Raw genomic sequence first — 24539 nt, forward strand, 5'->3', positions numbered from 1 at the left:
GTGTGTATGATTGCTTACATATATTGTGAACAAAACATTCTACTATAGATATGAGTGAAACCATAAATTTTCAAGTTCCTACCATGGCTGAGTTGATGGCCCGCGGAGAAGAACCCGAAGTTCTTTTCTGGGTAGGTTGTGCCGGTTCTTTTGATGATCGGTACAAAAAAGTAACGATTGCCTTTACCAAAATCTTAAATAAACTAGGTATCCGTTTTGCGGTACTTGGTACAGAAGAAAGTTGTACAGGAGATCCTGCACGTCGGGCAGGGAATGAATTCCTCTTCCAGATGCTGGCCATACAAAATATAGAAGTCTTGAATGGTTATAATATTAAGAAAATCGTAACAGCATGTCCCCACTGTTTCAATACGTTGAAAAATGATTACCCTGCTTTAGGGGGAAATTATGAAGTACTTCATCATTCCCAATTTTTACAACAATTAATCAATGAAGGTAAAATAAAATTACAGGGAGGTGGGGAATTCAAAGGCAAACGTATTACCTACCACGATTCCTGCTATCTGGGACGTGCCAACGATGTATATGAAGCTCCACGAGAAGTATTGCAGGCTCTTGATGCAGAACTCATTGAGATGAAACGCAGTCGTCGACATGGACTGTGTTGTGGTGCAGGTGGTGGACAGATGTTTAAAGAAGCAGAACCTGGCAATAAGGAGGTTAATATTGAACGGATTGAAGAAGCTCTCAACACCAATCCGAATGTTGTAGCTGTTGCCTGCCCATTTTGTATGACGATGCTGGCAGATGGAATTAAAAACAAAGAGAAGGAAACTGAAGTTAAAGTATATGATCTGGCAGAACTAATTGATAGGTCATTATAAAGCCAACAATTTAATATCAACCAACAACTAAAAACCCCCTGGGAAGTAGAGTTTAACTCTCTTCTCAGGGTTTATTTTTGTAAGGATAAACAGCGCAAGAAGTATTTAACAAAAGTACCTATTCTATTCCTCTAAGCTATTTCTTTTAATCTCTTCTTTTTAAGAATCAATACAACCAAAACTATGATCCACAATACTACAATGCCATAACCAATCAGTGAAGCTGTACTATGCATATGTTTCTCCCAGTCCGTTGTAGCAGAGTGAATCGGTTTCAAAGTCCATAAACTTTGCTTTTTCCCTACTAAAATCTGCCCTATATTTACTGCAAAATGAATCCCAGTTGATACAGCAATCCCCCGGGACAGTACAGCTGAAAGACCAAATACCAATGACCAAAGTGAGGTACCCACCATTGCATCCACAATACTCCATCCATACAACAAATGATAGAGACCAAAAACAAATGCGATGATCAATTGAGTAGTCCATATTCCAAAGTAAGGTTGTAGTGTTTTTAGGGAATACAACCTAAAGACAACTTCTTCAGCAAACACCATAGGTATAAGGCTTATTGCTGACACAATAAACAATTCCATATTGGCTGTATCTACAGATATCAATTGTACAGGTTCTGTTAGCAAAAAAATCGCTATTACCACAGGCATCACCAACAACCCCAAAAAGAAACCTAGTAGAAATCGGGGAATAGTACCTGATTGATACTGAAATCCCATACTTTGAAATGACTGATTATCTTTTCTTATAAACCATAGCGTAATCAGTGTACTTCCCAGACATCCAAATAAACCAAATCCATAACGACTTATAGGTAGAGGAAACAAAGAAGCAAGGAATCCACTACCTAATAAAATAAGTTCAACTACTATCCAATACAGAAAAACCTTGAAAAAGGCCATCAGAGGAGCCGGCTTATTAAATATCGTCCAGCGTTGCAGTAAAGATGAATTTGTCATAGTAATTTAATGAGTTGTCAAATTAATAAATCCGGGTAACAGCTGCCCCAGCGAAACAAATCTATCCTTACTACCCTCCAAATAAAACGCCATTGACAAATGGCGTACAAAAGACGTATATTGTCATCATCTTTACTACCTAAACTATGGATACTACAGCCAAGGAAACAATCGCCCAAAAGGTAAGAGACGGACGTCAGGCAAAAGGCTATACCCAACAAGAACTTTCCAACCTTACAGGTATCAGTCTGCGGTCTATTCAGCGAATCGAAAGTGCGGATGTACTCCCCAGAGCCTATACAGTAAAAGTTCTTTCTGAACAATTAAACTTTATATGGGATTTTGCTCAAGCAGAAGAAGGGTCCTCTCAGGAATCTTCACATAATCCAGCAAAAGAGCCTACCTTCATAGCCTTACCAACAAGGCTCAATTATGCCCAGAAAATTATTTTGACCTTTAGCAGTGGTATTATTCTACTACTGTTGGCAGCAGCTTTCTTGGCACAATCTGCCCGATTTCCAGAAACAGAGTTTGAACTGTTCTTATTTATTGCAGGAATGTTAGGAATTTATACCATGGTACTTTTAAGAATATGGAAGTAAATTCTTATTCTACACTTAGTTCTCGGGCTGCCTTCCAGTCAGAACTCTGATAAAGTTGTTCAGGAACTTGAGCCAATATTGATGGATGTACCTGTTCTCCTAATCCATAAAATTGCTGAAAATTCATAATCAATGGTCGCCATTTATCTGGGTCAACACGATCAGGATTGTCTTTCATCTGAATCGACTCCTCCAGATATACTCGAACTACTTTCAGCTCTATGCTTACAATCTTTCCACGTTGTGTAGAGCTTTCTTCGGCAATGGGATGAGTAGCTACTAATTGCGCTTCCATTTGTACCGGACACTCCAATACTCTTGGAGCGACTACAATCTCAGAATCAACAGCTGAAAGTCCTGCAATGTCAAATTTATCAGGTTCAAACCGATACCCTTTTGCTAGTTTGCCTTCGGGAACAGGCTTTGACCCGGTAGTCAAAGCCAGACGGTTTACAGCCGCAACTTCATTCACAGAAGGTAGGTTCAAAACACATTCTCCAGTACGTAGAAGATTTTCAGTGGTTTTGGATAAAGCAGATATGCCAATCATACAGCGCCAGCCTAACCAAAAGCTGAAGATATAGGTGCCAGATTATAGGAATTGTTTTCATTCAACGTACTGATAAGTACTACAGGTGTACCAAAATACAAAATAGAGGGATTACTGATCTGATGCATAGGGTTGACTTGAAAAATGAACGAGCCAAAACTCAGACATCTTTCCTTAGATAAAAACCCATTTCTTGCGATCTTTAATTATGCCTGTGGCTAATCGGTGATACAGATAGTAGAGTATCAGACAATGGATGTCTGTTTAGTAATGAAGTTTTTTTCAGGTGAACTCAATGAATCACTCATTTGCTGATCATTCTGAATGCAATGGGAACACTTTCCGGATTTTTCTCATTCTATAGAAAAATCAATATATTAGCAAAAAAGTAAAAGTCTTATGTTTATAGAATTCAATCAGATGCCTGACACTTCCCGTGTATGGGTATATCAAGCAGGTCGTCCGTTTACAAGTGACGAAGAGAGAAATATAGTGGCTGATACACAAAACTTTCTGGTATCCTGGACTGTACACAACCAGACATTAAAAGCATCTTGTCAGATTGCTCACCATCAGTTTCTGATTCTGGCTGTTGATGAAGAATACAATGCAGCCAGTGGATGTTCTATTGATAAATCTGTTCGGTTCATGCAGGAGATGGAACAACAATATCATATCTCCTTCTTTGATCGTACACAACAGGCATTTTTAATAAATGACACAGTGCAGTTGATTGCACTAAAGGACATAAAACAAGCTGTAGAATCTGAACAAATTACGTCTGATACACCAGCATTCAACAATCTGGTAAATACCATTGATCAACTACAAACAGAATGGTTAAAACCAGCGGGCAATACCTGGCTTTCCCGTTATTTTAAGCCGAAAACGGTATCAGCATAAATAGGCTTCTGGAAATCCTGTTTGTAAGGACTTCCAGAAATCTTATATTGTCTAAGAGAAGAATGGCGAAGCAATAATTTAAAAATCAGCTTCATATAATTTACAATCTAATTCGTCGTTTTTCAGGTATAAACCCTATTTTTCGGAAAAAAATTACTAGTGCGCTATGCTACGCAAATCTATACCTATATTTTTTGTCTTTGGAATACTGTTACTGGCCAGTTGTAATTCGGCGTCCCGACTTTACAAAAAAGGAGTACAACAGATGAGAGCCGGCAAATATCAACCTGCCATTGACAACTTCACAAAAGCCAAAGCGAAAAATGCTTCATTCAAACCACTGGAAATAAATACTTCCATTGCGTCCGCTTATTGGTACTCCAATAGAATCAAAGAAGCTGAACCTTTTTACAAAGATGCTATCGCCGCTGGCAACAAGGATGATACTGTTAAGTATTATTATGCCTATGCATTAAAGGCAAATGGAAAATACAAAGAAGCTCAGGCTGCCTTCGAAGATTATATGAAAACAGCTAAAAGTTTGAGACTTCGTGCCTTAGCGAAAAAAGAAATTGAAAACCTTCCGGAGATAGAAAAAACTGCTTCCCAAAAAACATTCTATGAAATTCAGAATGTACAGGCGCTAAATACCACTGCCTCAGAATTCTCACCTGTATTACAAGGAGAAAATATCATTTTCACAGCATCCCGTAAGGAAAAGGCCTATGAAGCCAATGGTCTGGGTATGGTTGGCCTGTATAAATCCAAGTTAGCAGATTCTACTTCATTACAAAAACCTGAACTATTTAGCGATAAAATCTATGATGCCAATGTAAACGAAGGTACACCAACCTTCTCCAAAGATGGCAAAATGATGATCTTCGCCAGAGGCAATCTGGGTGGCAGGACCCGTGGACGGAAGGATATGGACTTATATATATCCTACTTTCGTGATAATAAATGGACTGACCCTGAACTTATGCCAATTAGTCATCCGGATGCATGGGATGCACAACCAACCTTGTCTACTGATGGCAAAACATTATACTTTGCCTCTAATCGTAGTGGAGGTTTAGGTGGTGTTGATTTGTGGCGGGCAACAGCTGATGCTAGTGGGCGCTTCGGCAAACCAACCAATATGGGAACCAAGATTAATACGCCAGGCAACGATATGTTTCCTTATGTATCAGATGATGGCAAGTTATATTTCTCTTCAGACGGACATCCTGGTCTGGGTCGACTGGATATGTTTGTAGCCATTCGTAAAGCTGGAGAGATTACCCTTTCCAATATGGGTGTACCCATGAACTCTACCGGCGATGATTTTGGTATCATCTTTAAAACTCCAACTACCGGATACTTTTCATCTGACCGTGAAGGTGGTAAAGGCGATGATGACATCTATTACTTTGAAGACAAAAATCCTGGTTACAAAATTGTTAATTACTTCCTGGCTGGCACGACAATCACTAAAGGACCAACGGGTGATGTTGTGTTGGGAAACACCAAAATTCAGTTCATGGAAGGAGATAAGCAGATTGGTGAAATGACCACAAAAGACGATGGAACATTTAAGTTTCCGGTACAGGAAGGCAAAAATTATATGATAATAGCTGCTAAGCCAGATTATCTAACCAATCGTGAGCCATTCTCTATGTCAGGTCGTACCATTCCTCAGGAGATGCTGATAAAACCTGTTACAGATACTACTTTCTATGTAAAAGTGCCTCTTAACCGTGAAGAAAAAGGAGTTACACTGGTATTGAATATCTATTACGATCTGGATAAAGATGCAATTCGCCCAGATGCAGCAATTGAATTGGACAAAGTCGTGCAGTTTCTCAATGACAACCCTCGCATCTCTGTAGAACTAGGTTCACACACCGATGCCCGTGCATCAGATGATTATAACCTGGCACTCTCACAACGTCGTGCAAACTCAGCTGTACAATATCTGATCTCCAAAGGAATTGCTGTTAATCGGATTGCAGCTAAAGGATATGGAGAAACAGCATTGCTAATCAAAGAAGCAGAAACAGAAGAAGAACATCAGCAAAACCGTCGTACAGAGATTCGCGTTACAGGCGTTAATAAATAATAAATCAAACTATACCCTGAATACAAAACCCTGCTTGCAGCAGGGTTTTGTATTTCTATCTCCCCTATCCCTCAACTATCAAACTCTTTGCTGTGAACATAATCCTATAAGCTATTTATCATAGGAAATAATGACTTCTCTCATCCTTTGTCAGATGCCTCACTTGTACCTTTGATTATCTTTAATCTATAGTACTATGATTGGCTCTGACATAGGTTCTCTCATTCAAAAATACGACATTCCTTGTCCCCGATATACCAGCTATCCCACTGTACCTCACTGGAAAGATACACCTTCCGGTACGGATTGGGAAGAGTCAGTACGACAGGCATTTGATCGTAGCTATTCCAAAGGTATCAGTCTTTATATGCATCTCCCCTATTGTGAAAAGCTATGTACGTATTGTGGATGCAATAAACGTATCACAGCCAATCATGCGGTCGAAAAACCATATATCGATACATTACTAAAAGAATGGCAACTATACCATACATTATTTGGCAGACAGCCTATAGTAAGTGAAATACATCTCGGCGGAGGCACACCAACGTTTTTCTCTGCCTCTCATCTGCAATACCTGATCGAAAATATACTAAGTACTTCCTATATCTCTTCTCATCCGGAATTCAGTCTGGAAGTCCACCCCAATTATACAAAGAAAGAACAACTACAAACTCTTTATCACTTAGGCTTTCGTAGATTGAGCGTAGGAATTCAGGATTTTGATGAAAAAGTACAGTATATCATCAATCGTCCTCAGACGTTTGAGCAAACCAAACGTGTATTTGAAGATGCCAGACAAATAGGATATACAGCAATCAATGCGGATATTATTTATGGACTGCCTCTTCAAACTATAGACAGTATCCGTATGACCATTGATCGGGTACAGGAGTTGCGTCCGGAACGTATTGCCTTTTATAGTTATGCACATGTTCCCTGGAAAAGTCCGGCACAACGTCGTTATACAGAAGCAGATCTGCCTCAAGCTGATCAGAAACGTGCTTTGTATGAATTAGGCAGAGAATTGTTACTACAAGCTGGTTATCACGAAATCGGCATGGACCATTTTGCTCTTCCTGCTGATGAATTGTACAAAGCACACCAACAAGGAACTTTGCATCGCAACTTTATGGGTTATACAACTCAGTCAACGGAATTGCTCATAGGTTTAGGAGCCTCAAGTATTTCTGATACATGGAATGCTTTTGCACAAAATAACAAAGAGGTGGAAGCGTATATGCATGAAGTAGAGCAAGGTCAATTACCTATATCCAAAGGCCATATTCTTACTGAGGAAGATCTGGCAGTTCGAAAACAGATTCTGAATTTGATGTGCAAGCATACTACCTCCTGGACAGGTGAAGCACCTCATTACCTGAAAGATGCGCTTATACGTCTCAAAGTACTTGAAGACGATGGACTGGTAGAGCTAGATTCACATCACATACAGGTTACTCAAACAGGTAAGCTATTTATACGAAATATTGCCATGCAACTGGATGAACATTACTGGCAAAGCCAATCTACTCAACGTACCTTCAGCAAAGCCATTTAAAAATCATCCACAAGGGATAACAGAAGTTTATGTATTTGATATATACATAAACTTCTGTTTTTTTATTACTTTTTTTAGACACTTATCTCTCTCAAATACAAATACTTATCAACGAAATAAAATTTGATAGGCAATTTCACTTTTGACTTCAATAAAAAAAAATTTTTTCTTTGCAGCCCAATAAGTACTATCCATCCACTTACTTAGCTCCAGAGCACTTTTAACAAATCAAACAGTACTCCCTGTCTGATTTACTGCAAGTACATCACAAGAACAATCTTTACAAATCCATTTCCGTCTTAGCCTCTGTATCTGCAGTATAATTATAGTAACCATCGTCCATACAAAATCATGAAAAAAAGTTTATTTCTAACCATTTTCCTTTGTTTCCTCACTCTTTACACCAACGCGCAAACAAAATCTATCTTTAAAGATGCAGTTTCCCGAAAAGGAAGAATCTTTGGCTACTGGGGCTGGAACTGGGCTGCTTATACAAAAAGCAATATCCACTTTAGTGGTTCTGGCTATAACTTCACACTAGATAAGGTGGTAGCTCATGACCGCCCTACACCTTTTGATCTGAAAGAGTACTTTGACCCAGCCTCATTTACAGTTCCTCAATATGATTACCGCATTGGTTATTTCATATCCAATCAGTGGAGTATATCTGTAGGTTTTGATCATATGAAATACGTTATGGATCAGGACCAGATCGTAAATATTACAGGATCTATTGCAGGTCAGGACCCTAAATTTAATGGAACCTATACGGATCAACCGATTAAGTTGACCGACGACTTTCTGACATTTGAACACACAGACGGACTGAACTACATTAATGCAGAACTCAGCCACTATCGCAGGTTGAGTGCATCTAAAAATGGTAAAGTATCTATTGATCTGGTAAATGGCTTAGGAGTTGGAATGATGATTCCTAAAACGAATGTAAAATTGTTCAATTATGATCGTAATGACCAGTGGCACGTTTCGGGATTCGGAGTATCTACTAATCTGGGACTGAGCTTCAACTTTCATGGAGTCTTTATAATGCCACAGCTTAAAGGAGGATTGATTAGTATGCCTAATGTGATCACTACAGCCAATCACAGAGTGGATAAAGCAGGTCATCACTTCTTCTTTCTCGAGAAATCGATATTATTTGGATTTGCAATTCCTCTCAAATCTATTCTTCAGAAAAGCTAAGAACCGACATACTAGTCTTATTCAATAGAAAAAAGGTGAGAATCGTAGCGATTATCACCTTTTTTAGTTTCCATCTTTCCACTTTTTTTATTTTCTACATTTTTTTTCAAAAAAAACTTATCTCTTGAGTCATTAAATTATCCTGCACTTTTTGGACTCATAAATATAACTATACAAATAAAGCAAGCCTGACAAAAACTAATTTTAATACCATCACCAAATTAGATTAATACAATAAATGCCGGCCAACTTGTATTCTCCCAACAAAACCATTGTAAAAAATCAGGCATTCCCATACAATCTAACAAATCAAAAAACGTTTAAAAAGAGCAAAATAAAGCATATAATATCTACACTACATTAGAATAATACAATAAACAAAGGCTTTACAACTTAAAATAATCTTACATCTATTTTGAAATCAGCCAAACACATTATAATTTTGCATTATCAAAACAAGAAAATAAAAATTGAACTTTTTCAATTAAGCACTAGTTAAACAATTAGAAATATTAATTCATTTATCACAATAACTTTATTACAATTATGGAAGCTGTTTTAACCGTATTATTCTTGCTGGTATCTGTAGTAGCTATTGACGCCATCACATACAAGGCTATCGATTTTAAGCTGATTCTGGATGCCACTAAGAAAGCTTTGAAAAGCAAATTTTATACACAAAAAAGCCACGCATAAGCCACGTGGCTTTTTTGTGTGCTACAGTAATAGCATTTCTCCCCTTATCAGATAGTCTACTTCATCTATCTAATCTACGATTACTTTTTACTAATTTCCCCTCCCCTCTCTGCTAAAAATGCTGTGACTGCCATCAGCAGTCAACACTATTTTCTATCATATACTAAATCAAAAAGTCAGATCTTGTAATCGGATAATGCATTCCTACTAGTACCAGCTATTGCCATCACAAGCCATCATGCCGAATACCTGTTGGAAGGTAAGGATTTCATATCTCCATCATAAATTTACGAAATATCGTCATTATAGAATTAACCTTCCAACAGTAAACAGCTGATTAACAACTCACTAAACCAATGGCATTCAAATTGAGAAAAGGATAGACAGATTTAACCCAAACCTCTTTTCATACTCACATGGAAGCAACAATTGGAATTAAAGCCGACTATCAGGCAGAAGTAGCTCATTCACTGGCTAAGATCCTGGCAGATGAATATGTATTGTATACCAAAACACGTAAAGCCCATTGGTGTGTTACAGGTCCTGACTTTCACAGCAAACACCTGTTCTTTGAGACTCAATACACACAGCTGGACGAGATTATTGACCAGGTAGCAGAACGTATTCGGACACTGGGTCACTTTCCACCTGCCACGTTAAAAGAATTTCTTCAGCTTACTCATTTAACAGAACAGTCTCGTGAGAAAAATGATAGTCTTGGGTATATCCGCGAACTTCTGGCAGATCATGAAAGTATCCTCATGCATCTGAGAGGTAATATTAATAGTTATGCCAACACACTGCGTGATGTAGGTAGCAGTGATTACATTACAGGTCTATTGGAAACCCATGAGAAGATGGCCTGGATGCTCAGAGCTCATCTTGAGTAATCTCAGAATCTATACTATAGGTTTACGTACCCTGTTGCTAGCCCGTGACAGGGTATTTTGATACCATTATCTCTGTCGCTATTTTAGATACTATTGCTAATAATCCAAAACTCGTAGTACTTTGTAGCAATACATGTATATAACAGGATGACATATCCAGGCTCATTTCCATATTATAGAATAGTTTTGCTGATAGTCATCCTGTTAGTGACATGTAAATTTACGGCCTACACTCAGATACCTGAAAATAGTACAGACATACAAGCAAAGTTAGCCCAAAGTAGTACCAGTACAGAACAAGCTGATTTGCTGCTTGCACTGAGTTTGCACTACCTCCATAGGCCAGGAGAGCTACCAATAGATATTGATAGTGCTCAACTCTTACTGAAACAAGCTAGTATAGTAAGTAATAAACTCAACTATATACAGGGTAAAGGTACTGTCCTATGGCTACAAGGAGAAATCTTTCATGAACAAAAACAACTGGATAAGGCAAGAAAGAAAGCCCAGGAGGCACTACTATATTCGCAAAAAAATCACCTAAAGGAGCAGGAAGCAGACTCTTATATGTCCTTAGCTTCTTTTTACACTATTGAAGGAGAAGACCTTCTGAAAAAAATCAACTATTATCGTAGCAGTATCTTACTATTGGAATCAACTCAACTAAGATTAAAGACTGCAAAAGCACTGGAATATCTTGGGGACCTCTACAATGTGAAGGAAGATTTTGACTCTTCATTGTTTTATCTACATAAAGCCCTTGCTACTTTTAAAGCAATCGAACACAAGAAGATTCAGGGATTATATAGCTTACTGGGTTATGTATATGGTCACAAGGGCAATCATGTACTTTCATTAAAATATGGATTGATGGCCTTAAAAGCAGCTGAAAATAATCATGATACCAGTCCCCAACTTTTCACTATTTATCATCGTATTGCACTGTCATATTATATACTACATAACAATGAATCTGCATACACTTTCTTTGAGAAAGCAGTAGATGTTGCTACCAGATATAAGGATACAGCTGCAATTACACAAATTAAAATTAATGAAATCACCTTTTTACGAAGAATCAAGAAGACTAAAGAGTCACTAACCATACTGCATAAACTAGTAACAGATTATCCCCCTAAAGAATCCTCCGTAAAAATAGCAGCATATTATACATTTGCTCAACTCTATCTGGATGAGCAAAAGCCAGCAGAAGCGGAAAAATACATAAATCAATTACTTGCTTACAGAAAGATGATGCCTGATCTGGGAACTGCGGGTCCGTTCATCTATAAAGCAACCATCCGATTTTATTTTGAAGCAGCTCAATACGAAAAGACCTATGAATATCTCAATGCCTATCATGCCTTCCTGGAAGCAAGAGAAAGTAATAAGGAACTGATGGCAGATAAAGAGTTATATTGGGCAAAAACTGATTCATCAACAGGAAAATACCTATCTGCACTCAGACATTTTCAATTATACAAAACACTTACCGATTCTATCCATAGCGAGGAGAAAGAAAAACAATTGGCCGCATTACAACTACAATACGACCTGGACAATAAAGAAAAAGACATACAATTACTCAGAAAAGAAGGAATTATTCAGAATGCTACCCTACAAAAGGAGAAGGTAACCAAAAACATCGTTATTGGAGGTTCTGTCATGCTTTTGCTGCTGCTGGGATTGAGTTACAACCGTTATCGGCTCAAACAACACAGCAATCTTCAACTACAAATCAAACAGGCAGAGATTAATGAACAGAATGAGCTTTTGAAAAAACTACTATCAGAAAAAGAATGGTTGCTCAAAGAAATCCATCACCGGGTTAAAAATAATCTCCAGATTGTAATTAGCCTGCTAAATACGCAATCGGCCTATCTCAATAATGAAGATGCCCTTCAAGCTATTCGCAATAGTCAGCACCGTATGTATGCCATGTCTCTTATTCATCAGAAGCTATATCAGTCCGAAAATATGGCTTCTATAGATATGCACTGGTATATACAGGAATTAGTGTTATACATGCAGGAATGTTTCAGTATCCATAGCAGGATTCATTTTATACTGGACACTGACCCCATTCAGATAGATGTAGTACAAGCTGTGCCATTAGGGCTAATCGTAAATGAAGCTGTAACTAATACTATTAAGTATGCATTTCCAGATCAGAAGCGTGGAGAGGTTCGAATTTCGCTTAAAACAACTAACCTGTCCCTTTGTCAGCTTACCATTAAAGACAATGGCATTGGACTTCCAGCCGGCCTCGATATAGAAAACACAGAATCTCTGGGCATGAGCCTTATGCGTGGACTAACTCAACAGCTGGGAGGAACATTTCAGGTAAATTCCCAAAACGGGGTAGCCTTACAAATCACTTTTGAAATCAATCGGGAACTGGGATATGGAGGGGAGCAGCCTATTTAATCAGTAAAATGAAGAAGAAAGAAAAGATATTAATTGTAGAGGATGAGTTTATTGTTGCTAATGATCTGCGTCTGATTCTCCAGAAAGCAGGATATGAAACCAGTGGAATTGCCTCATCTGTTGAACAGGCACATAAACTGATTGACCAGAAAAAACCGGATTGGGTATTATTGGATATTATATTGAAAGGTCAACTGACAGGCATTGACCTTGCCAGAGACCTGAAACAAAAAAATATTCCTTTTCTCTATATATCTGCCAATACCAACCAATCTATACTGGAAAAAGCAAAAGAAACGGAACCATATGGCTTTCTGGTAAAACCTTTTCGGGAACGGGACCTGCTGGTGATGCTGGAGATAGCACGCTATCGATACATTATAGAAACAGAACAGACAGCCTCTTCTCTCTCTGAAAATTTAGCTATTGAAGGCATTGTAGGGACTAGTCCATCCTTTACGAATACCCTTGAAAAAGTTAGAATAGTTGCTCCTACAGATACATCTGTACTCATTCTGGGCGAATCCGGAACAGGTAAGGAACGTATTGCACAGGCAATACATCAGAGATCGTCTCGCAGTTTGAAACCCATGATTACCATCAATTGCGGAGCATTACCCATATCATTAATAGAGAGCGAGTTATTCGGTCATGAGAAGGGAAGCTTTACAGGAGCTGTAAATCGCAGGATCGGTAAGTTTGAATTAGCGCATCAAAGTACATTATTTCTCGATGAAATAGGAGAACTACAACCGGAATGCCAGGTTAAGTTACTGCGTGTCTTACAGGAGAAGGAAATAGAGCGTATTGGAGGAGATGCTACGATCAAGGTAGATGTACGGATTATAGCGGCAACGAATCGTAATTTAGAGAAGGAAGTAGCAGAGGGCCGTTTTCGGTTGGATTTATATTATCGGTTGAATGTATTTCCGATTACTCTTCCGCCGCTGCGAGAAAGAAAAGAAGACATTGAAGCACTAGCTATTTATTTTCTCGAAAAATTCAGTGCAAAAACCGGGAAAAGAGTTGATACAATTTCCCCACAAGCAATGAATCAGCTAAAAAGTTATTCATGGCCTGGCAATATTCGTGAATTGGAACACCTGATGGAACGTAGTGTATTACTTGCCACTGGATCACGGATCGAAGAAATCCCTTTACCATCAGTCTCTTTTCTCCCATCACAGGAACAGCCTACTCACATAAAGACTATGGAGGAGATGGAACGGGACCATATTCTGAATGCACTAAAAATCTGCGGAGGAAAGGTATTTGGACCGGGAGGAGCTGCAGAAATATTAAATCTTCCGCCAGCAACATTATATTCCAAAATGAAAAAGTTAGGAATAAAACAGGGATATAAATAAAGTAAACTCAAGTTTCAAAGAAGCAATAAATAAAAGCGACAAAAAGAGAGATTTAATCGTGGCAGGTGGTGTAAGTGCATTAGTCCCCTCCTGCTGCGAGGCCAGTCTCTTCTCTCATCCATATCCTTTTAATTTTCAAGTCCTTAGCTTTTCATTTCTCACCCCCTTTTGTCCTCCTGAAAGTACCTCGTGGCAAGGCCGGCGGCCATTCCGATTGGAAAGTATTTTTTCACTCATAATCCAAACGCAACTCTATTTGTCAAGAGATCCTTTCAGGAGGACAGCGAGGAGGTGCGTTTCTTTCAGTGAGAGGTTTGCTAGGGTGTTTTTTATTTATAGACCTTTTTCCAGAAAAACATGAGACATAAGAAACAGAAAGAGAGCTAGAAAAAGAACAAACAAGCCATTCAAAATTTAGGATGGCACATGTTTATCGTTGATCTTCCACAACATGTTCTTTCCTGATTCCAAGCTTTTGCATTTTTGATAGCAAGGTTGTAGAAGGAAGTCCTAGTCTGATGGCAGCTCCATGTGGGCCCGATATACGGCCATTGCACACTTTTACAACATGGAGTATATATTCACGCTCTATTTCCTGTAAGGGTTTTATCTGGGTAAAATCTGTATTTATACCTGTATTCTCTGGCATAATCATAGGAAGGTCTATTTGTTTTATAACAAGGTCATTTGTAAGCAGGACAGTTCTTTCCATCATATGCTCCAGTTCCCTTACATTCCCAGGCCATGGATAGAGCACCATAGAGTCTATTACGTTCTTTGCAATACCTGCAACACGTTTTCCTGCCTTTTTCGCATAACGCGCCATAAAATACTCTGCAAGAAGTGGAATATCTTCTTTTCGTTCACGCAAAGGTGGAAGGGTAATCGGAAATACATTCAACCGATAATACAAATCCAACCGAAAACGGCCCTCTGATACTTCTTTTTCCAAATTACGATTCGTCGCCGCGATAATTCGTATATCTACCTTTGTACGTGAATGTCCGCCAATCCGTTCAATCTCCTTTTCCTGTAATACGCGAAGCAGCTTAACCTGCACCTCTGGTGGCAACTCCCCTATTTCATCGAGAAAGATAGTACTCTGGTCAGCTTGCTCAAACTTGCCCATCCGGCGACTTATCGCCCCTGTAAAGCTTCCCTTCTCATGACCAAACAACTCACTCTCTATTAATGATAGGGGTAGTGCAGCACAATTCACTTTAATCATTTGCTTCTCTTTTCGGGAAGAAGTAGTATGAATAGCCTGGGCTATCATCTCTTTACCTGTTCCAGATTCACCCAGCAGCAAAACGGTTGCCGTAGAATCCGCAACTTGAGAAACTAGTGTATAAACTTGCTGCATTTTCACACTGTTTCCTATTATCCCAGAGAAATTACAAGTAGTAACGGCCTCCTCATGAAAATAAATATTCTCTTTTTCTAATTGTTCTTTATAGCGACGTATCTCTACCAATTGATTCTCAATTTGCTCGTTTGCTGCTGCATTAGAAAGTGCGATAGATAGCTGAGCTGCAACACCCATCATCAGGCTATATTGCTTTTCCTGAAATATATTTTTCTTTTCTGCTAGTAATGTAATTACTCCAATCGTACGATTTCCATAGATAAGCCTCATTGCCATATATCCTTCTACTCCTTCCTTAACTAATGATTGACCATACTCTGAAAGGTTATCTTCGGCATTGAGTTCATGTGCAGAAAAAATAAGAGGCTTTTCTGATTCCAGTATTCTAGCCACTATACGTTCAGAATCAATTGAGGAGACGTGTGCAAGATTTTGACTGAAGGTTTCTGGAATCCTATACATAGTCACATCCTTACAGAGAAATATCTCTCTAAGTTGCTGAGTCGCCACTTCCAGCAAATCTTTTTTGGAACGGATCGCCGCAATTGCCTGACTAAAGGATAACAAAAGTCTCTTTTCCTTCTCTCTTCGTTCAATTTCCTCACTGGCTAAAATACCAGCAACTGTAAAAGCAATGGAATAAGACATTGCCTGCAACAGATTAAGTACATTGGGATCAAGTTTATTCTTGTCTTTACAAAGCAGAAATAAAACTCCCACTTCCTCTTTTCGTGCACGAAGAGGTACTGTGACAATCAGGTTGATCCCTTTTTGATATTTATTCTTTATATAAGAAGGCACAACCTGCCCGGTTTGATGTATTTCTTCCAGATCAAACTGTAGTATTTGTTGGGCACGAAGTACAATAGGAAAGAAACCATCCTCTACAGGGTATCCTTCATTGGATTCAGCTGACACAGAATAAAAAAAGGTACGATGGCGTGTATTCCCATCAATCAGAGTACAGACCAGGAAATCTTCATAAGACAACAACTGCTTTAGATAAGAGTGCATGGTTGCCACAAATTCTCTTTTACTCTGCACAGCAGCCATATCCTGAGAAAATCTAAGTAGAAAAGAAGCAGAAACTTCCTTTGGTAGTTGTATCTTCAATACCTCTCTTTTTCGGATATGAGATTCAGAAGCAATAGATAGCTCTGAACCATCAGTAAGGCTGATAGCTTTTTCTTTCATGTTTTTGTGTGGTCTATAGAAGATAAAAAAATAAATGGTGTCCCTACCTGCAATGTAGCTGTACTTTACGAGAACAGGTATTGAATAGATGCATAGGAAAACAGATTCTTACTATATACAATCTTCTTCTTTTTTTATTCATACTTCATTCATTTCTGGCTCTATGCATTTATGTCTAACTTGTAATATACAAATAAATGTCAATGTGACGTAATATAGACATACAATCTCACTACAAGAATGAGATAGGAACATAAAACTACGATATATCGTAGCTCCTAAGTAACCCTTATCACAAAAAAACAATGACTATCAATATATTACACGTATAGGCATAAAATTTGACTTATTCATATACATAGTTTCAACCTATTTACGATGATGGATCAACAAAATACTTCCCCTGCTTTTGATACCATGACAGAAGCATTGACCTGGCTTAAACAGGCAGGTTATGAACATGATTTCAATCTGGATACTGATTGTATACGATTTGGTGAAAACCATCAGAAACTTATGCCTGCCGACTTTCAGATTGATAAGGTATTTCGTTTTGAAGGACAGACAGATCCTGGCGATGAGAATATTATTTACGCCATATCAGCGAAAGAAGATACTATAAAAGGTACTCTTATTAATGCATTTGGAGTCTATTCAGATCCTGTCTCAGATGAAATGATAAAAAAATTGTCGACACACTAACATGAGTGATCCCTAATTTTGGATATGAGTAAAACCCAGGCCTATGCTTTTGAAAGTGTGGGCTTGGGTTTATTCTTGAGAATTAATCTCTTGTTATTTGCCTATTGTCCCTTACATTGTCCTTCCACTAAGCCCCTTCATTTTTTGCTTGTGTTTTTCTACATTAGTTTAATGTCTCTTTCATCACTCTGCCTACCATGTCACTTTTTTGCTTGCCCAAAAGAGGGGCACCAAACGAGAGTTTGGTGAGCCAGGCTGTGTGCTAGCCCAAAAAGGGCACCTTTTCCCGATCCTTCCACCCGCAAGGCCAAAGGCCAACCTCGCGGGAAAAGGAAACCCTACACACCTACACTGCCTTTCGCGATTAAAGGCAACTTTACTCTCTTTGTAGTGCCTTTAGTTTGTTCCCAAGGTATTTTCAGTCAAGTTCTTTTCCTAAAATTCGGGATGGCTTATGTTATTCATGAGCCGGCAGATAAGATACACTTTCATAATCAAGCCATTTTTAGCTTTCGAATTTGTTTGGAGCTTATCCAATACAAAACAAAGCCTGAAATAATAGTAAGCAAACCCAGGATCGAAAATAACCGTAAAGCCCAGTTGCCTATATTGTCTCTGCTCTGGTAATCCATTGTATGTAACATCCAGAGAAAATCAAAAACACGCCACTTGTTATTGCGGAACTTTTGCACGGTGCCTAATTCGGCGGCAACATATACTGTAGTTTGTGAAGGATGATCAAAGGTAACGGCATAAGCTGGTAAAGGTTGCTCCCTGTATTCGTGATGGCCGTTTGTTGTAGTCAGGTATTCAACTGCAACCACAGATGCAGGCATAGTAAATTGCCGTTGAGCGACCTGTATCGCTTCTTCTTTTGAAAGAGAGCTTCGTAACTTCCCTGTTAATGCATCTGCCAGATAGGTCTTTGCTTGATGTGTGCCATGTGCCTGGCATTTGATCTGATAAACAGGTTTGCCTAGTATCTGAATAAGAGAAAGTGCAGCAACGGAATCTATGGGACGAACGTCGCGAAGATTTTGCAAGGCCAGTACCGGAGAAACGATTGCCCCATTAACAGGTATCAGAGAAGCGGCTTTCCGTTGATGATCCCCATGTACCTCATCCATATCGGACCAACTGAAGTAAAGTCCGCCAATGGTCCAGAACAAGAATTGAATGCCTAATACAAGACCCAGATACCGATGTAGCTTGCGAGTAAGAAAGTGAAAAGATCGTTTCATGTATAAAGTACTACCATTTGATAAGAAGTGCTAAGTCTACAATTGTACCACCAGGATTTTCTGTACAGTTTAGTGGGCAAAATCTCAGGGTTTCTTTCGTATTCCCACAATGTTAGGCAGCTTCCAGAAATGATCGTTCCCATCATTTTCGTTAAAGCCCGTTTCATAGCTACCAAATCGCTGTACGGTTTTGCTCCCTGAAGATACATACAGGGATGCTTCCGGGCCTCCTTCCAGATAAATCAGTGTTTTTAAGTTTAAAGGTAGTTGCTGTAACATACTAATAAACTCATACATAGTATAAGGGGATCGGGAGTGAATAAACAATGCATTTCCTGCTTTGTCCATTCCCATCACACAAACACTCCATTTCTTTTTATCCTTTTGCCAGCGTATTTGCTGTTTACAGTCTATCATACGAATACCCTGAATCAGGCAATTGTATTTGGATTTCAGATTGGCAAAGGTTTCGCAATTCTGAATATCTGCAATCTGAAAAGAGGGCATGGATTTGTCTTTTGGGCTAAAACAAATTACGGTTTTCTCTCCTGTAACTTTACTGCTATTCACATGGTCAAAGCTTTTCATATACCCTCTATTACACATAAAGGCATGGCCCGGTTGCGTAGGGTCATCGCCGTCAAACATCCCGGCATTAATAGCTGCAACAAACTTTTTCTGCTTACACCATTCATCCAATGGACGAGAATTATAGTTATTTTTAGGATGGGTAGCACACTCCAGAAAAAACTCATAGCTCTTAGGATCAATTCTGAGTACCGTAATCTTTGAATCCCCATAAATGGATTTGACAGGAGCAGCCAGTTCAGCATAGTCCAAACCTTTATCTAATGTAGTCCAGCCGGTTTCTTTCTGGGCAAAAGAGCCAGTAACCAGCAAAAAAAGTAGAAGAAAAGTAGTTCTCAGAAGGGGCATAGTATAGAGTATAAAGTATGAGTTAAAACCATATTTCTCAACCACTCATTTTTCATAGAGAAAGTCGGAAAACGAATATTTTTTCACAAAAAGTACACTTATTAATTGTCAAACCCACAATAAACCGACCTGTTTTCCCTATTTTCTATAAAAAAGCGGGTATTCACTCAAAAATCTATAATCCATTGTCAAAAACTTTACCTATGTTTGTCAACCTTCTGATCGAAGGGTTTTGTACCCTCTCAATTAGGGTATAAGAGATAGATCACACTCACTTACAACACATCTTTTTTATGAACAAATTAGTATGCATCTGCAGCACATTGTTGCTGTTGTGTTGCCAGGTATCTTATGCATTGTCTATATCCTCACCTGGGGATAGTGTAAAAATCAAAAGTGTACCTTATAGCTGGACGTGGGTTGATAAACCAGAGCTGTACAAGGTTACCTCACCTAACTCGCTACAAATTACTGCGGCCAAAGGTACAGACCTTTATACGTTTGTAGATGGCTCCTACTATACCAACAATGCACCGAAGCTATTATTTAAACCTGACTCTAACTTTATTTTTTCAGCAAAAGTTAAAACTCCATTCAATTCGATGTATGATGGAGGAGCTATTCTCCTGTACAGTGATGGCGAAAACTGGGCAAAACTTTTGTTCGAAAAACTGGATGAGAAACACATCGGAGTAGGTTCTTCTGTAATCAAAGACAAAAAGACTGACGATAATTACCATATACAGGTAGCTGCCAAGGAAATATACCTGAAAGTAGCCAAAGCAGGAAAAGTATTCTGCTTTTATTATTCCACAGACGGCAAAACCTGGAACATCTTGCGCACGTTTGCTTATGCAACAACAGCTCCCATGCAGATTGGCTTCTATGCTCAATCTCCCAAAGGCCCTAAGTGTGTAGTAGATTTCCTTGACATCCGTTACGTACCAAGAGGATTTAAGGACTTTAATACAGGTGAATAACTTTTTCAGAAACATTGACAGAGGTACAGTATAGTAAATAGCTCTTAGTGTAACTCCATAAATCTGTAGTTAGATTTATGGCTGAAAACCAAAGTAGATACACTCTGAATCTGAAAGGTATTATGCCATTATATTGATTTGTCTGCCATTCAGCGATATATAATTACAATCACTGAATGGCAGTCTTTTATTTTCAATATATCTTAAGAGATAGCGCCAAAAAAGTATTTCTATAAATTATATCAGGATTATAGTTCACTTTTGTACCATTGGCTGCATAATTATCCGATAAGACATCTCGGGAAAGTCCGTATTTTAATCCAATGATCAAACCAGATAAGCCATTATTAAAACTGTAATGGTAATCTAATTGCAGACCTGTATTTATCTGTATTTCATTTTTCGAAATACGAGCCTCATTTATTGCCTGTGCAATTCCTTCTAATGAATTTGGATCGGTCATATTTCTTTTTTTTCTCAATTCGATGGAAACAAGGCCATAACTAATGCCGGCAAAAGGATACAGTTGAAAGCGTTTCCTATTCAATACAGCGAATCCTAGCTGATAATTAAAGATATTTTCTCCACTCATCCAGACTTTGTCATCTCCTTTACTTACTTTATTATTAAAATTTACCACTAAAAAACCTTCATGCAGGAGACGTTTTCTTTTAATAGCCATTCCAAATCCTATACCTGTTGAATGACTCGTCAATGTTGGAAAACCTAATCCCTGCAATTCCTGATTAAAAGAAGATACCTTGTTAAATGATGTTTGGGTAAACACCATAAATGCCGTATAATTTTTTTCTTTCCCTGAGACTTCCAGTTCTAATTTATGTAATTCATACGACAAGGAATCCAGCTTATATGCATTTCGTATGGAATCAAGTTCTGCATATTTCCTCTCGATGCTCTTTTGAACTGAGTCAATCTGGCCAATCGTCATTTGATCTAACGGTTTGGACTGTGCAAAACCAGATAAGCAACAAAGAAATAATACACAAATAGTAAGAGTCTTTCTCATAGATAAAATCAGTTAATAGATAGATTATAAAGCTAATTGTAAAAGTAACAGAAGAATATATTATCAAGAAATACAATAGATCATCATCATTTTTACCAGTTCATTAGTGAACATTCATTGTCCGGAAATGAACAATCAAATTTCCTTCTACAACCAATTTAGAGCCTAAAATTGCATAGAAAAGCTCTGGCAAAATGTTTGCGCAGTCAATATCATCGTAAAGATGATTTCTCACTTGTTTTTCCATAAAGCTGTTACTATGTTCTTTAACTACATTAAAGTTGCTTTTCGCAATCTGTTGCGGAACAAAGCATTCTCAGTAATTAACATTCTGGGACTGGCATTGGGCATTGCATCCAGCCTGCTTATTTTTCTATGGATACAGGATGAAGTCAGTATAGGTAAACAGTATCCCAATAGTGCCAGCCTGTATCGGATTATGGAACATGAGATTGCAGATGGGCGGATTGTAACAGACGAAGATACACCCGGCTTACTAGCGGATGAGCTCAAAAAACAGTTTCCGGAAATAAAGTATACGTCCGGATTTTCTGGTTCAGAATTGCATCTGCTTAGTGTTGGTAATAAAAGCACCAAACAAAGAGGGCATTTTGTAGGTGCAGACTGGCTCACTATGTATAGTATACCAGTTCTTGCCGGAAATGCAACAACTGCACTAACTACCCCTAATAGCGTAGCCATTTCCCGTAAACTCGCTGAGATTTATTTTGGTACGCCACAAAAGGCAATAGGAAAAATAATCCGGTTTGATAACTATGCTGATCATCAGATCACCGCTGTATTTGAGAACCTCCCTGCTAACTCACCTGAGCCTTATGACTTCTTACGCAATTGGAAACAGTATTTGCAACGCGAAACCTGGCTCATGGACTGGAGTAATGCGGGTCCAGGCACTCGAATCCAGCTTCGTCCGGATGCTAATCCTGCCTTGCTAAATGCCAAGCTCAAAACATTTCTCAAAGGGCGGAATACAGATATAGGGCCAACGTTTAACATTGAGCTGTTTCTGCAACCTGAAACAGAAGCCTACCTGTATTCTGACTTTAAAGATGGGCATCGGGCCGGTGGTCGGATTGAATATGTACAATTGTTTTCTATAGTGGCAGTGTTTCTGTTACTAATTGCCTCCATCAATTTTATGAACCTGGCAACAGCCCGTTCTGTAAACCGGGGCCGTGAAGTAGGCGTACGAAAAGTAGTAGGTGCTCCCCGTGCTGCCTTGATTGCACAATTTTTAGGAGAAGCTATGTTCCTTACTTTTTTAGCCTTGGGTGTTGCATTAGTATTGGTATCTATTATCCTTCCAGCTTTCAATCAGTTAACAGGCAAGGAATTACTATTGCCATTTCACGATCCGGCCTTTGGTCTGGTGTTAGCAGGCATCCTTGTAATCATGGGCTTATTAGCGGGTAGTTATCCGGCACTCTTCCTTTCTTCTCTTAATCCTATCAATGTATTAAAAGGCAAACTACGGTTTGGTTCCGGTGCGTTGTTGTTTCGTCGGGGTTTGGTAGTATTTCAGTTTGTACTTTCGATGTTGCTTATTGTTGGTACTCTGGTCATTTATCGACAACTGGACTATATCCAAACCAAACATCTGGGATATGACCGCGAAAATCTGATCAGGATACAGGGCGAAGGAGAGATTGCCCGCAACTATACAGCCTTTAAACAGGAGCTCCTTTCGATGCCGGGTATCCAATCGGTTACCCATATGCAAACGGATCCTTTGTATAATGGAAATACTACAGATGGTGTACATTGGATTGGAAAAGACCCTACCTCAGCCATTCAGTTTAATAATACCTGGATAGGCTATGATTTTACCAAAACCATGAAAATCAAAGTACTACAGGGCAGGGATTTCTCACCCAGTTATGGCACAGATACGACCAATTACCTGATCAATGAAGCAGCAGCCAAACGCATTGGATATAAAGACCCTGTTGGACAACCACTAACATTTGGTAAGCAACCTGGCAAGATTGTGGGTCTTATCGAAGATTTCCATTTTAATTCGTTGCATGTGCCTATCCGGCCACTGATTATCCGACTGGCAGAGACCTGGAACTATGACAATATTCTGATCCGTACTCAACCGGGACAAACCCAACAGGCATTAGCCAGCTTGCAGGCTATCTGTGCTAAAATGAACCCAAAATACCCCTTTACATATTCTTTTGTGGATGCAGAATATAACCGACTGTATCAAAGTGAAACAATTGTACGAACACTGGCGGTTTTCTTTGCAGGCCTTGCCATCTTTATAGCTTGCTTAGGATTGTTTGGATTGGCTGCCTTTACTGCGGAACAACGTACAAAGGAGATTGGTATCCGGAAAGTATTGGGAGCTTCTATCAGTAATATTGTAACACTTTTATCTTCTGACTTCCTGAAACTGGTTATAGTGGCTATTATCATTGCCATTCCTATTGCATGGTATGTTTGTAGCAACTGGCTCGAAAACTTTGCCTATAAGATTTCTCTTTCGTGGTGGGTATTTGCAGCAGCTAGTCTCCTGGCGATTCTTATTGCACTGATAACGGTCAGCTTTCAGTCTATCAAAGCGGCCCTAATGAATCCTGTGAAATCACTGAGATCGGAATAAGCGTTTATAAGTACTTGTATATAGTCCGAATTACGGACTGAAAGGCTCTTTTCTCCCTATTGCCTACGATTCAGACTACTTCTTTCAAAGTTATTAGATACGAGAGTCTTATAAGCAAGCCTCAATTTGTGGTAAATGGTTGACAATAAGGTAAGTTACACAGGATACACATGGTTACACCTTATGTTACACTTCTAAAACACTGTAAATGAAGCTAGTTACACTGGTTACACTTATTCTCTATACGCGTGTATTTATATATTATATATAGTATATATAAAGGGAGTATATACTTGCTCTATTGTTCCTAGGAACTTTTGCGAAAAAAGGCAAAAATGCGTAACCAGT

At 38.8% G+C, this 24539-nt stretch carries 19 protein-coding genes; 13 read left to right on the plus strand and 6 right to left on the minus strand.

Annotated features, from left to right (window positions below; all coding sequences use genetic code 11):
* Positions 1–50: 50 nt before the first annotated feature.
* On the plus strand, positions 51–845 hold the full coding sequence (locus tag QNI15_RS28105; protein ID WP_314001372.1) for a (Fe-S)-binding protein: 795 nt from the start codon (positions 51–53) through the stop codon (positions 843–845).
* Between the two features lie 131 nt (positions 846–976).
* Here QNI15_RS28105 and QNI15_RS28110 read toward each other — a convergent pair whose 3' ends face one another.
* A complete protein-coding gene (locus QNI15_RS28110) occupies positions 977–1822 on the minus strand; it encodes a CPBP family intramembrane glutamic endopeptidase (protein ID WP_314001370.1) in 846 nt (281 codons plus the stop codon).
* A 146-nt stretch (positions 1823–1968) separates the two neighbouring features.
* On the opposite strand from QNI15_RS28110, the gene QNI15_RS28115 reads away from it, so the two are divergent.
* Positions 1969–2424 (plus strand): helix-turn-helix domain-containing protein, encoded by a 456-nt coding sequence (locus QNI15_RS28115; RefSeq protein ID WP_314001368.1) that lies wholly within the window; start codon positions 1969–1971, stop codon positions 2422–2424.
* Positions 2425–2428: 4 nt separating this feature from the next.
* On the opposite strand, the gene QNI15_RS28120 is transcribed toward QNI15_RS28115, so the two are convergent.
* Positions 2429–2974 (minus strand): flavin reductase family protein, encoded by a 546-nt coding sequence (locus QNI15_RS28120; protein WP_314034963.1) that lies wholly within the window; start codon positions 2972–2974, stop codon positions 2429–2431.
* Positions 2975–3373: 399 nt separating this feature from the next.
* On the opposite strand from QNI15_RS28120, the gene QNI15_RS28125 reads away from it, so the two are divergent.
* The 8 genes from QNI15_RS28125 (at position 3374) to QNI15_RS28160 (ending at position 14116) form a co-directional block, all read left to right on the plus strand.
* Complete coding sequence (locus tag QNI15_RS28125) at positions 3374–3877, plus strand: hypothetical protein (protein WP_314001364.1); 504 nt, start codon at positions 3374–3376, stop codon at positions 3875–3877.
* Positions 3878–4043: 166 nt separating this feature from the next.
* Positions 4044–5975 (plus strand): OmpA family protein, encoded by a 1932-nt coding sequence (locus QNI15_RS28130; RefSeq protein WP_314001362.1) that lies wholly within the window; start codon positions 4044–4046, stop codon positions 5973–5975.
* 196 nt (positions 5976–6171) lie between these two features.
* The gene (gene hemN, locus QNI15_RS28135; RefSeq protein WP_314034966.1) at positions 6172–7533 is read left to right on the plus strand and encodes an oxygen-independent coproporphyrinogen III oxidase; all 1362 of its coding nucleotides are present in this window, start codon (positions 6172–6174) and stop codon (positions 7531–7533) included.
* Between the two features lie 351 nt (positions 7534–7884).
* Positions 7885–8736, plus strand: a complete 852-nt coding sequence (locus tag QNI15_RS28140; RefSeq protein ID WP_313982531.1) for a hypothetical protein — start codon at positions 7885–7887, stop codon at positions 8734–8736.
* 546 nt (positions 8737–9282) lie between these two features.
* The gene (locus tag QNI15_RS28145) at positions 9283–9432 is read left to right on the plus strand and encodes a hypothetical protein (protein ID WP_314034968.1); all 150 of its coding nucleotides are present in this window, start codon (positions 9283–9285) and stop codon (positions 9430–9432) included.
* A 416-nt stretch (positions 9433–9848) separates the two neighbouring features.
* Positions 9849–10322, plus strand: coding sequence for a Dps family protein (locus QNI15_RS28150; RefSeq protein ID WP_313982528.1), 474 nt, complete (start codon positions 9849–9851; stop codon positions 10320–10322).
* Positions 10323–10469: 147 nt separating this feature from the next.
* Positions 10470–12749 carry a tetratricopeptide repeat-containing sensor histidine kinase gene (locus QNI15_RS28155; RefSeq protein WP_314034970.1) on the plus strand — a complete coding sequence of 760 codons (2280 nt, stop codon included), beginning with the start codon at positions 10470–10472 and terminating at the stop codon, positions 12747–12749.
* An 8-nt stretch (positions 12750–12757) separates the two neighbouring features.
* Positions 12758–14116 (plus strand): sigma-54-dependent transcriptional regulator, encoded by a 1359-nt coding sequence (locus QNI15_RS28160; RefSeq protein WP_314034972.1) that lies wholly within the window; start codon positions 12758–12760, stop codon positions 14114–14116.
* Positions 14117–14546: 430 nt separating this feature from the next.
* Here the strand turns inward: QNI15_RS28160 and QNI15_RS28165 are convergent, their stop codons facing one another.
* Positions 14547–16676, minus strand: a complete 2130-nt coding sequence (locus QNI15_RS28165; RefSeq protein ID WP_314034974.1) for a sigma 54-interacting transcriptional regulator — start codon at positions 16674–16676, stop codon at positions 14547–14549.
* Between the two features lie 378 nt (positions 16677–17054).
* Here QNI15_RS28165 and QNI15_RS28170 point away from each other — a divergent pair, with 378 nt between their 5' ends.
* Positions 17055–17378, plus strand: coding sequence for a phosphoribosylpyrophosphate synthetase (locus QNI15_RS28170; protein ID WP_313986565.1), 324 nt, complete (start codon positions 17055–17057; stop codon positions 17376–17378).
* A 494-nt stretch (positions 17379–17872) separates the two neighbouring features.
* On the opposite strand, the gene QNI15_RS28175 is transcribed toward QNI15_RS28170, so the two are convergent.
* Complete coding sequence (locus QNI15_RS28175; protein ID WP_314001350.1) at positions 17873–18619, minus strand: PepSY domain-containing protein; 747 nt, start codon at positions 18617–18619, stop codon at positions 17873–17875.
* A gap of 84 nt (positions 18620–18703) precedes the next feature.
* Positions 18704–19555, minus strand: a complete 852-nt coding sequence (locus QNI15_RS28180) for a phosphodiester glycosidase family protein (RefSeq protein ID WP_314034976.1) — start codon at positions 19553–19555, stop codon at positions 18704–18706.
* 293 nt (positions 19556–19848) lie between these two features.
* Between QNI15_RS28180 and QNI15_RS28185 the strand changes: the two genes are divergently transcribed.
* Complete coding sequence (locus QNI15_RS28185; protein WP_313986561.1) at positions 19849–20535, plus strand: DUF1349 domain-containing protein; 687 nt, start codon at positions 19849–19851, stop codon at positions 20533–20535.
* Positions 20536–20728: 193 nt separating this feature from the next.
* On the opposite strand, the gene QNI15_RS28190 is transcribed toward QNI15_RS28185, so the two are convergent.
* Complete coding sequence (locus QNI15_RS28190; protein ID WP_314034977.1) at positions 20729–21562, minus strand: hypothetical protein; 834 nt, start codon at positions 21560–21562, stop codon at positions 20729–20731.
* Between the two features lie 259 nt (positions 21563–21821).
* On the opposite strand from QNI15_RS28190, the gene QNI15_RS28195 reads away from it, so the two are divergent.
* The gene (locus QNI15_RS28195; protein ID WP_314034978.1) at positions 21822–24191 is read left to right on the plus strand and encodes an ABC transporter permease; all 2370 of its coding nucleotides are present in this window, start codon (positions 21822–21824) and stop codon (positions 24189–24191) included.
* Positions 24192–24539 lie beyond the last annotated feature (348 nt).

Origin of the sequence: Xanthocytophaga flava (assembly GCF_030068545.1) — a bacterium.
Lineage (GTDB): Bacteria > Bacteroidota > Bacteroidia > Cytophagales > 172606-1 > Xanthocytophaga > Xanthocytophaga flava.